Below are 12,382 nucleotides of genomic sequence, written 5' to 3'. Positions count from 1 at the left end.
AATTGTTTAAACTTTTGTTTTAATAAAATACACTTTTAGATTATAAATTATAATATAAAAGAATAGCACCATCATTTATTAGATGTACAAATTGATTTTTTACAAAGCGTGCTAATAATAATATTAGTCGCGAAATTTTTTTTATTTTTTTATTGCCTTAGCTAGATTTGCAAGACCTTTTACCTCTTTTTTGTTTATGATATAAATATTTATCATATTTAATACTAATACAATTGGGTAAGCATTTTAATGTAGTCGTTCTTTTCATTTTTACGGGGGATTAAAAATTGTTTAAACTTTTGTTTTAATAAAATACGCTTTCATCCTACAATTTATAAATAAATTATAATCTAAAAGAGATGAACTTCACTATGTTGTTTGTATGAATTTTATTAAAATGACATAGCAACCATTTTAATAAAATTAGTGTTTGTTTTTTCTAAAACACTTTAGATAAGTTTATAATATCTTAAACTTGAAGTAAATATAATAAATTTTATTTAACCGCAAAACTATTTTCTTATTAAATTCATAATAATTCTAAAAAAACACGTAACATAACACTTAGTTAACCTAAAATTCATAAACCACTGCTTTTAAACTCATTAGACACTCCATTATTTGTTTTGTTTAGGTTTTCTTTTAAGAAATTAGAATTTAATAAAAAAACAACATTTACACCCCTCCCCAACTTAAGCTTTAGTCTCACAAATTTGCTTATTAAAAAATAGTATTTAAAAGTTACTCCCACTAATAAACAAACCTAATTTTTATCATTATTATTACAAGCTCTCTTTATTAAAAACAAAAGACTCTACCTTATTTCTAAAAAAAACTATTTTAACACCAAAAACAACGGACAATATTACAACTAAAAGATTCTTGTAACACTTAACAATCTACTTCCACACACTACTTCAAAAGGTAATCATTTCTAATTCAATAAAATAAAAGTGACTTTTTAAATTTAATAGTGTCTTAATAATGGTGCTTAATTAACAATATATGTATAGCACTTTTAAAATTTTTCTAAATGACACACCCCCTAAAAGAAACTAAATTATTTGCGAGGATAATTCGTTTCAAACTAAAGTCCATAGCTTTACTCCTATTTTCTTTATTTGCGTTTTTTTATGTTACAAACATTAATGCGCAATGTGATAATTATGATTATACTCTAAGTAGCAATCAAAATAATGGTTATACTTTTCAATCAGGTATTACTCGTATTGTAGGTAATATTAGTATTTTTAATTCAACAGGCGCTACTTTTAACGATGGAGCTATCATTTGTATTTCAAACGGAAGTACTTTAAAAATTTCAAACTCTGCTTCTACAGGGAATGTATCTTTTATTGTAGAAGATGGTGAATTAATTTTTAATCAAAACCCACAATTTAAAGCGAATGTAAATATAACAGTAAGCAGTAAGGGAACCCTAACCGCTACAAATACAATTAGTTTTAACGGAGCTAAAAACACCATTTATAATGAAGGGGTTTTAGACATTTCCCAATCGTTACAATTTGGATCCTCTTCTATAAATGAATTTGATAATCTAGGTAAAGTAAATGTTGGTGGCGAAATAAATGCTGCATCTGTTGGTCTAAGCCACTTTAGAAATCAAGAGGAAATGGTTATTACTAATAATTTTCAAACAAGTTCTGAAACAACTTTTGTAAATTGTGGCAAGCTAACCTCAATAAGTGCATTTAATAACAAAGGTTTATTTGTAAATACAGGTACCTTTAACATTACGTCTGGGGCATTGTCTTTAGGAACAACAACTGCTACTTTTAAAAATTATGGTGTACTTTTGGTAAACGGAGACTTTAATTTAACAGGAGAATTTTACAATGAAGGATCTGCAGATATTAAAGGTAAAATACAAGGTGGCGGAGACGTTACAGGTCCTTTAACCTCAGAATCGAAAACAGGTTATATAAAAATTGGAAGTCAATCTAACATTTCTGGTATTGTTGGTCCAAATTTAGATTTCTCTTATACTTTTAATGGAACCCCAATACAAAATGCTACAATAGACGCAACCGTATCCTATAATTGTAGTGGTGCCAATTGTGCAAACCCAGAAGATTCATCTGAAACTTGTGCTAATTTAGACGGAACAATCCCTTGTTCATTAACGTCTCCTGGTACTTTAATAGGTTCTTGTACTAATAATAACGATTTACAATTTACATTAAACTTAGAAGGAAGTAAAATCGGTGCATCTTATACAATAACGGGCACAACCACAACTACAGGTTTTTACAATACAGATACCGTTTTTGTAATTACTGATGGTGCAGATGGTTTAGATAAAACCATAACAGTTACAGATATAGATGACCCTAATTGTAACTTAACAATAACGGTTTCTGGAGCTGCTTCTTGTTTAGATACAGATGGTGATGGAGTTATTGATATTGTTGATTTAGACGATGATAATGATGGTATTTTAGATACTGAAGAATTAGCTTGTCTAACCAACGCTCCTTACATTAATCTTGGTCAAACTTTTACACAAGCGAGTACAAATACATCTACAAGCAGCACAACTTCTGGATCAGAAACAAATCTATACACCTTTAACGGTGTAAGTGCTACATTTGCATACCAAGTTACTAATTCTGCTAGATGGGCTAGCGGAGTTCAAAGCCAAGGTCCTACAAATAATGTAGATGGAAATTACATTAATGCACAAATTAAAAACTCTAGTTTTCCTAATGGATCTTTCTATCCTGAAAATGCAGCGGATTTAAGTGTTGTAATTTATACAATAACTTTTACAGAACCAGTTTATAATTTAGAGTTTAAATGGGGAGGGCTAGACAACAGCGATAGAGCAGATATTTCTGCTAATTTAGACGGTGTAAATGTTCCTTTATCTGTTTTAAACAACTCATTAAGTGCAGGTAACTATACAATTATTAATCAATCTGTAGTAAGTACTACGAGTGCGGCAAATGCACCAAACAATAGTGTTATTGTTTCTTCACCAAATCCTATTAAACAAATTGTAATTGTAGGTGGTAAAGAAGATAGTACAGGTAGAGTTGCTACAATGCAATTATTCGAATTAAAATATTGTAGTGCACCCGATACAGACGGAGATGGAATTCCTAATCATTTAGATTTAGATTCAGATAACGATGGTATTCCTGATGTTATAGAAACAGGTGGTATTGATGCAAATCATGATGGAATTGCAGATGGAACGGTAGGAACCTCTTTAACAACAAACGGAATTCCATCTTCAGCAAACGAAGGTAACACACCTACAAATACCGATGCAGATAATAGTCCTGATTATTTAGACATAGATGCAGATAATGATGCTATTCCAGATAATATAGAAGCACAAAGTACCGCTAATTATATTGCTCCTAGTGGAGTTGGTTCTGATATCATTGATATCAATAAAAATGGTATCGATGATGCTTACGAAACTGACGGTATTGGTTTTGTTCCTCACAATACAGACAATACAGACAAACCAGATTATCTAGATTCAGACTCAGACAATGATGGTATTTTAGATATTGCAGAAAACGGACATACAGCAAATGTTGTATCAGGAACGGATACAGATAAAGATGGTTTAGACGATGCTTTTGATGATAATGATGATGCAACAATAGCAGGAGCTACTGTAAACGATGGTGTAACCCCTAATAACACAGTAACAAACCTTACCTCTTTAGAGAATTCTTTTGGTGATGAAGACAACGACTTTAATCCAGCAAGTCCAAGTACAGGTAATCTTGATTATAGAGATACACCAGAAGCTGCAGAAGCTATGATTACACAGGTATATCAATTTGGTACAGATAAATGGATTGAAATTACCAACATCGGTAATGCAACGATTCCTGCAAACACTATTAAAGTACAATTGTACAAAGATAAAACAGGCGATCAAACAGGTGTTAATCCAGATGTTTCTTATACAATTGGTACATTACTAGAAGCTGGTAACTCTGTTTTATTTAAAAACTCAAGTAATTCTATAATCACAAGTGCAGAAATAGCATCAGATGCAACAATCATTACTAATAATGATTTAACAAATTTAGATGATGCTACTAATGATATCATTACACTTTCTGCAGCTAACGGGGTTTATTCTTGGGAAAACAGATACGATGTGGTTTCTAATGTAACCAACAATACTTCTGTAGTAAGAATTGATGAAACGATAGCTCCTAATGCAACTTATACAGAAGGTGAATGGGTTGTTTTTATAAATGATGCTATAACAACTTACCAATCTGGATATGGTTTAGATGATACTAGCGCAAAAAGACACCCTCAAGATCCGTTAATCTCAGAAATTAAAAATTCTGATTCAGAAGCTAATACATTATTAGGTTTACATAGAATTAGAAAAACGGTTAGAGAAAATGGTAACTGGAGTAATGGTTTTCCAGACAGGTCCCGTTATGTTGTAATTCATCAATATTACAATCATGAAAGTAGTAGATTTAGTGCTAGAAAATTAGAAGTAAACGCAGGTAAAGAATTAAGAGTAACAGATAATCTATTAGTGGTTACAAATAGTATTGTATTAGACGGAGAAATTCGTTTAACAGGTGCTACTGCTCAATTGGTACAAACACACACAGATGAAAGTACAGTTAGCGGAAATGGTCAATTATTTGTAGATCAAAAATCAGAAGTACCTAGTTTATATCGTTACAATTATATGAGTTCTCCTGTTACCACTCCGGGAGCAGACACTTATTCACTTGCAACGGTACTTAAAGATGGTACAACACCAAATGATCCTAAAGAGATTACTTTTGTTACAGGATATGATGGTAGTGTAAATGCAACTGGTATTTCATTAGCAGATTACTGGATTTATACTTACGCTGCTGGTAATAACGGAAGATCTAATTGGGAACATAAATATAGAAGAGGAACTATAAACAAAGGTGACGGTTATATCTTTAAAGGACCAGGACAAGAACAAAACTATACTTTTGCAGGAACACCAAATGACGGTAGTTTTACCACTGAAAATGAAATAAGTGAAGGGCAATCATACTTGGTAGGAAACCCTTTCCCTTCTGCTATGAATGCTAGAAAGTTTATAGAAGATAACGAGGCTTTTATAACAGGAACATTATATTTTTGGCAACATGTAGGAGAAGAAGATCCTAATGGCACTGCAGGTCATAATTTTGCAGGTTACATTGGTGGATATGCTACTCAAAACAAAAAAATGGGTACAGCAGCAAATACCACAAACCTAAATGGTCCGGTAGACTACACACTTGAAGCAGAAGATGCTATTGAAGGAACCGGATTTGAAATATCGTTACTTGGTATTGGTAACTCTGTAGTTTCATTAAATCACACAGATTATATAAAATACTCTAATATTTCTAGAGGTGTAGATTCTTTAAGAATAACGTACGCATCTTTTTTTGATAAAAAGCTAAAAATTAAAATCAATAATCAAGAAACAGAAGAAATTATATTTTCTAAAACTGCTGGATTTTACATCGAAAAAAAGATAGCTTTATGTATAGAAACAGGTAGTGACGTTACCTTTACTTCTATTGATGATTCACATAGTGTTTTTATAGATAAAATAGTTTTTAAAGATCAAGATGGTCAAATAGCTTGCGCCCCTAGTACAGGTGATGCTACTTATGCTGATAAATATATAGCTCCGGAACCTTACATTGCAATTGGTCAAGGATTTTTTATAGAAGGTAACAGTACTAGTGGTAAAATTGTTTTTAACAATAGCCAAAGAGAATATATTACTAAAGAGTCTGGAGAGTCTGTCTTTTTTAGAAGTAAAAAGAAAACAACGGCTAAAACATCTAACACAGGATTACCTGTTTTAAAATTAGGAATGAACTATTCTAATACTGTGGGCAACAATTTACACCGTCAAATAGGAATTTCTTTTGATCCAGCAAACTCTTTTGAGTACGAAAAAGGATCTGATTCTAAAATGTATGATGTAAACCCTACTGACTTCTATTGGAAATTTCCAAATGATTACAATAGTTACGTAATTGCTGGTGTACAACAAATATCAAATGATTTAGAAGTTCCTTTAGAAATTATTGTAAAAGCAAATAGTGTTATTAATATTAAAATTGATGAAATCAATAACATCAGTCAAGATGTGTACATTAAGGACAAATTAACAGGTAAAACTCAAAAAATAAACGATGCCAATGCTACCTACCTATTAAAAGAAGGTACATATACAAATCGATTTGTTTTGGCTTTTTCACCATCAGAAAATACTGTACTGAGCGTAGAGGATGATATTCTATTAGACAAACAAACTAGTATTTATGCTGATAATGAAAACCACAACATTGTAATATCTAAAAACCAGGAAGTAAACATCAATAATGTAGAATTATTTGACATCCTAGGTAAAAAAGTAAACCTTTGGACTATTAAAGAACAAAAAGAGGTTTATCAATTAGAAATCACCAAACAAGTACCAACAGGTATTTACATTGTTAAAGTAAATACAGATAAAGGTACAATGAATAAAAAAGTTGTAATTGAGTAATAGCACAGCGGCTTCTTACCTATTAAAAATAGAAGCCGCTTTATAGAATTTACCTTTATTTAAAAACAACTTAAAATAAAGGATTCGTAAAACAGAATTCGTACATTTGTGCCCCATATTCAAAAGAAATAATGAGATTACACAGAAACTTAACTTTTGCTGTTATAGATAGTATTAGAGATATATTTAATGAAGGCGTATATGCAGACAAAGCTGTAGAAAAGGCACTAAAACGAGACAAACGTTGGGGGGCTAGAGATAGAAAATTTGTTGCAGAAACCATTTACGATATTGTTCGTTGGAACAGGTTGTACGCAGAAATTGCCGAAGTTAAAGCACCTTATGATAGAGATAATATTTGGAGATTATTTTCTGTTTGGTGTATTCTAAGAGGAATTGCATTACCAGATTGGAACCAAATTGGTGATGTACCAGAAAGAAGAATTAAAGGTCGTTTTGCTGAATTATCTAAAACTAGAAAATATAGAGAATCTATACCAGATTGGATGGATGAAATGTGTGCTAAAGAATTAGGTGAGGAAATCTGGACCAAAGAAATTGCCGCTTTAAATGTACAAGCTAGTGTAATTTTAAGAACCAATACGTTAAACATTACTAGAGATGTTCTGCAAAAGAAATTAAGAGCAGAAGGTGTTATTACAGAATTTCTACCCAATCATCCAGATGCTTTAATATTGCCAGAAAGAGCCAATGTTTTTAAAACAGAAGCTTTTCATGCTGGATATTTTGAAGTTCAAGATGCATCATCGCAACTTGTTGCTGCTTATTTAGATGTAAAACCAGGTATGAAAGTGATAGACACTTGTGCTGGTGCAGGAGGTAAAACCTTGCATTTATCTGCCTTAATGGAAAATAAAGGGCAAATTATTGCCATGGATATTTACGAAAGTAAATTGCGTAAATTAAAGGTTAGAGCAAAAAGAAACAAAGCGCATAATATAGATATGCGCGTAATTGATTCTACAAAACCAATTAAAAAATTACATGGTAAAGCAGACAGGGTTTTAATTGATGCTCCATGTTCTGGTTTAGGTGTTATCCGTAGAAATCCAGATTCTAAATGGAAACTTCAACCAGAATTTATAGAAAATATAAAAAAAATACAACAAGACGTTTTACAACAATATTCTAAAATGGTTAAACCTGGTGGAAAAATGGTGTACGCAACCTGTTCTGTATTACCATCAGAAAACCAAGAACAAGTTAATCATTTCTTAACATCAGAAGCAGGAAAAGACTTTACTTTTGTCTCTGATAAAAAAGTGTTAGCGCACATTTCTGGTTTCGACGGATTTTACATGGCACTTTTAGAAAAAAAATAAAACGCTATATTTTTGCTGATGTAGTGTGTAATTGCTGAAAAAGAAAAGATTTATTTTTTAATTTAACTTCAATTTACATGGTAAAAAAACTACTTCTTTTATTTTTAACAATTACATCTTTTATTTCATTTTCTCAAGAAGACTATTATGATGATGTAAATTTACAATTAACAGGCATTGCTTTAAAAGAAGCTTTAGCTACAAAAATTATTAGTACGCATTCTAAAATGTTAACCTATACACCTGGTGTTTGGGAAGCTTCTAAAATTACAGATAGAGATACCGATGAACCAGACAATGTTGTTTTAATTTATGGTTGGGAAAATGGTTCTGACCAAGATGCTACCAATGATAGAACTAGAGACAACTCTTTACAAGATGCAGGAACTGGCGCAAACTTTGTTTGGAATAGAGAACATGTATTTTCTAAATCGCTTGCAGAACCAAGTTTAATAACAGACAACCCTGGTTCTGGGACTGACGCTCATAACTTAAGACCCGCAGATAAAAATAGAAATTCAGAAAGAAACAACTACAAATTTGCATTAGGTAGTGGAAACTCGGGGCGCTCTTCTATTACTTACAATGGTCCTGATGGTGCAGACACAAGAGGTTGGTATCCGGGAGACGAATGGAAAGGAGACGTTTCTAGAATTATAATGTATATGTACTTGCGTTATGGAAACCAATGTTTACCTACTTATGTTGGTGTTGGAGACACACAGTTTACGCCAGATGATATGATTGATTTATTCTTAAAATGGAACAGAGAAGACCCTGTTTCAGACATTGAAAAAGCAAGAAATACGTATCATGAAAATACTTCAAATACCTATGCACAAGGAAATAGAAATCCGTTTATAGACAACCCTTTTTTGGCTACCAGAATTTGGGGAGGAGAAAATGCAGAAGATACTTGGGGAATTTATAAAAACAGTGATACTGAAGCCCCTACTACACCTACTAATGTTACCTTAAGCAACACCACGTTAACATCTATAGATATTTCTTGGTCTGCTTCTACAGATAACATTGGTGTTACACAATATCAAGTGTATGTTAATGATGTTTTAACAAAACAAACATCAACAGCTACCTCTACCTCTATTACAGGTTTAGAAACAAATACAATTTACAATTTTAAGGTAATTGCCAAAGATTTAATTAACAAATCTGAAGCAAGTATCGTGGTTACAGGGAAAACCTTGGCAGATACCACACCTCCATCAGTACCTACAAATGTTACCATTACAGACATCACAGATAGTTCTTTTAACATAAACTGGTCTGCTTCTTCAGACAACAATAAAGTAACTGGTTATGATGTTTTTGTTAATGGAACTTTTAAAGCAACTACTACAGCAACTAATTATGCACTCATTGGTTTAGCAACATCTACAACTTATAACGTAACCGTTTTAGCAAAAGACAAAGACAATAACAAATCGGCACAAAGTATTGCTGTAAATGCAACTACAACAGACGGAGCTTCTGGAGGCGTTGCATCAGAGTTATTTTTCTCAGAATATTTTGAAGGAGACGGAGGAACAAACAAAGCATTAGAAATTGTTAATTTAACAGGAGGTACAGTCAATTTATCTGGTTATACAATAAAACTAGACAGAAATGGTACTGGTGTATGGGTTTCTCCTTTAGCACTAAATAGTGGAACTGTTAAAAATATTGTTCCTGGAGATGTTTTTGTAATAGGAAATGGAAAGAACTCTTACCCAGAATTACAACCTTACTCAACAACAAATACCATCGGTCAGGTAGATTTGGTACAACCAGTTATTGAAGAAACTAATTGGGGGCAACCCGTAAACTTTACAGGTAATGATGCCATCGGTTTATTTAAAGACGATGTATTAATAGATATTATAGGAGAATTTGGTAACGGTGCTAATTTTGCTGTAAATAAAACACTTAGAAGAAATGGAAATATCACCGCACCAAATATCGCTTTTGATTTACAAGGTGAATGGACACCTTTCCCTGCAAATACTGTTGACGGTTTTGGTAGCCACACAACAACATTAAATACAAAAAACTTTATTTTTGAATCTTTTAAAATGTATCCAAATCCTACAAACGGAAGCAGAATTTACTTTAGTTTTACAGAAGATGCAAAAATTAACATATACAATCTATTGGGTAAATTAATATCAACATCAGTAATAAACAAAAGTAAAAACAATATTGATATTTCAGATTTATCTAAAGGAGTATATTTAGTAAAAATTAATTCTGGCAAACAATTTATCACAAAGAAATTAATAAAAAACTAACTTCTTACAATTAAACTTTAACAAAAAACGATTCGGAAACGAGTCGTTTTTTAAATTCAAAAAAATGAAAAAAACAGTACTCTTAGCGTTTCTATTAGTTACATTCATCGTTTCTGCACAACAACCTTATTATTCAGATGTTGATTTAACAAAGTCTGGTTTTGATTTAAAAGATGAGTTGGCTATAAAAACAATTGCGGCACACACAAACCTTTTAAGCTATACACCTGGTATTTGGGAAGCTAGCAAGATTACAGACAAAGACCCTTCTAATGCAAATAACATTTTACTTATTTATGGATATAACGATAACGACGGAAACTATGTTACCGACAGATCTAGAAGTCAAAATTTAAACGGTGGTAATTCTGGTACAGATTGGAATAGAGAACACACCTACGCTAAATCTTTAGGAAACCCCAATTTAGGTACTTCAGGTCCTGGTTCAGATGCACATCATTTACGTCCGTCTGATGTAAGTTTTAATAGCCAAAGAGGAAGTCTAAAATTTGCAGATGGTTCTGGTAATGCGGGTCCTGTTTCTGGTGGTTGGTACCCTGGAGATGAATGGAAAGGAGATGTTGCAAGAATGATGATGTATATGTACATCCGCTATGGAGACCAATGTAAACCAACGACTGTTGGTGTCGGAAACCTTGTTGGCCCTGACGATGAAATGATCGACCTATTTTTAGAATGGAATGTAGAAGATCCTGTATCTGATTTTGAACGCCAAAGAAATACCTACCACGATTCTAATGAAACTTACGCACAAGGAAATAGAAACCCTTTTATAGACAATGCGTATTTAGCTACAAGAATTTGGGGAGGAGAAAATGCAATAGATTCTTGGGGACTATACCTAACTCCAGATGAAGAAGCACCTACAGTACCTACAAACCTTGCACTAAATAATATTACAACTTCTAGTATCGATGCTACTTGGACTGCTTCTACAGATAATGAAGCTGTTACAAAATATGAGGTATTTGCAAACGGAACTTTAAACGGAGAAACTAAAAATACAACTTATACACTTACCAATTTAACCCCTAATACGGCATATAGTATAACAGTTTTAGCAAAAGATATTGCTAATAACAAATCTGCAGAATCGGCAAAAGTAGAAGCTACCACTTTAGCAGACACAACGCCACCTACGGTACCTACAAGCATTATTATTTCTAGTGAAATAAGTACTGGTTTTAAAATAGATTGGGCAGCCTCTACAGACAATTCTAGTGTAGCTAGCTACAGTATTTATATAAACGGAATCTTAAACGGAACAACACAAACTACAACCTATCAAGCTACAGGTTTAACGGCTTCAACCACCTATAATGTAACAATTTCTGCAAAAGATATTGCTAACAATGAGTCTGAACAATCTATAGCTGTGCAAGGAATTACAACTGAAGAAAACACAAGTACATCTTGTGGTTCTGAAACTTTTGATTTGATACCAGCCAACAGTAGTTCTTATTCTACTAGAATCTGGACCGGCGATAATGGTTTAGAATGGACCGCTACATCAGCTAGAACAGATCAAACATTAAATGAAAGAGCAATTACCCTTGATGTTAGAGATAGTAAAACAGGCTCACTTACTTCATCTACATTTGCAAACGGAATAGGAAGTTTAACGGCTTCAACTAAACGTGCTTTTACCGGAGGATCAGGCACTTTAGATGTTTTAGTGAACGGAAATAAAGTAGGGACATTACCTTATGGTGACGAAATTGAAACAACAACAATTTCGGATATTAAAATTTCTGGAAATGTTATTGTTGTTATAAATGATTCTAGCGCTGGCGGCGAACGAGTTATTATAGATGATTTAACCTGGACATGCTATTCTACATTAAGTACAGAAGAAGATCTATTTAATTCTTTTAAAATGTATCCAAATCCAGTACCTGGAAACAAAATCTACTTTAATACCATTGATGACGTTAACGTAAACATTTATAATGCTTTAGGAAAACTAGTAAAATCTACAGAAATTTCAAGTTCAAAAAATAGTATCGATATTTCTAACTTTTCTAAAGGTGTTTATTTAATAAAAGTATATTCTGAGAATCAATCTATTACTAAAAAATTGATAAAAAATTAAGCTCACTTTAATTTTTATAAAAAAAAGGCGCCTTTTATTACAAAAGGCGTCTTTTTTTATGGTTTATAACCACGTGAATAACTCTTAA

General features: G+C 32.3%; 4 protein-coding genes. All 4 read left to right on the top strand.

Annotation, left to right across the window (positions count from 1 at the left end):
• Positions 1 to 1,033: 1,033 nt before the first annotated feature.
• A complete protein-coding gene (locus tag WG951_RS16435) occupies positions 1,034 to 6,550 on the top strand; it encodes a T9SS type A sorting domain-containing protein (protein ID WP_340914722.1) in 5,517 nt (1,838 codons plus the stop codon).
• Positions 6,551 to 6,681: 131 nt separating this feature from the next.
• Positions 6,682 to 7,893, top strand: a complete 1,212-nt coding sequence (locus tag WG951_RS16430; protein WP_105048019.1) for an RsmB/NOP family class I SAM-dependent RNA methyltransferase — start codon at positions 6,682 to 6,684, stop codon at positions 7,891 to 7,893.
• A gap of 77 nt (positions 7,894 to 7,970) precedes the next feature.
• On the top strand, positions 7,971 to 10,181 hold the full coding sequence (locus WG951_RS16425; protein ID WP_105048018.1) for an endonuclease: 2,211 nt from the start codon (positions 7,971 to 7,973) through the stop codon (positions 10,179 to 10,181).
• Positions 10,182 to 10,245: 64 nt separating this feature from the next.
• Positions 10,246 to 12,294 (top strand): endonuclease, encoded by a 2,049-nt coding sequence (locus tag WG951_RS16420; RefSeq protein WP_105048017.1) that lies wholly within the window; start codon positions 10,246 to 10,248, stop codon positions 12,292 to 12,294.
• The last annotated feature ends 88 nt before the right edge of the window (positions 12,295 to 12,382 follow it).

The sequence above is a fragment of the Polaribacter butkevichii genome (assembly GCF_038024105.1).
Classification (GTDB): domain Bacteria; phylum Bacteroidota; class Bacteroidia; order Flavobacteriales; family Flavobacteriaceae; genus Polaribacter; species Polaribacter butkevichii.
The sequence above is the reverse complement of the archived record's forward strand: the minus strand, read 5'-3'. Positions and strand labels throughout refer to the sequence as shown.

Bases quoted from the DNA above. Each gene is read 5' to 3' on its own strand.
- WG951_RS16435 (WP_340914722.1), top strand. From the start codon at position 1,034: ATGACACACCCCCTAAAAGAAACTAAATTATTTGCGAGGATAATTCGT.
- WG951_RS16430 (WP_105048019.1), top strand. From the start codon at position 6,682: ATGAGATTACACAGAAACTTAACTTTTGCTGTTATAGATAGTATTAGA.
- WG951_RS16425 (WP_105048018.1), top strand. From the start codon at position 7,971: ATGGTAAAAAAACTACTTCTTTTATTTTTAACAATTACATCTTTTATT.
- WG951_RS16420 (WP_105048017.1), top strand. From the start codon at position 10,246: ATGAAAAAAACAGTACTCTTAGCGTTTCTATTAGTTACATTCATCGTT.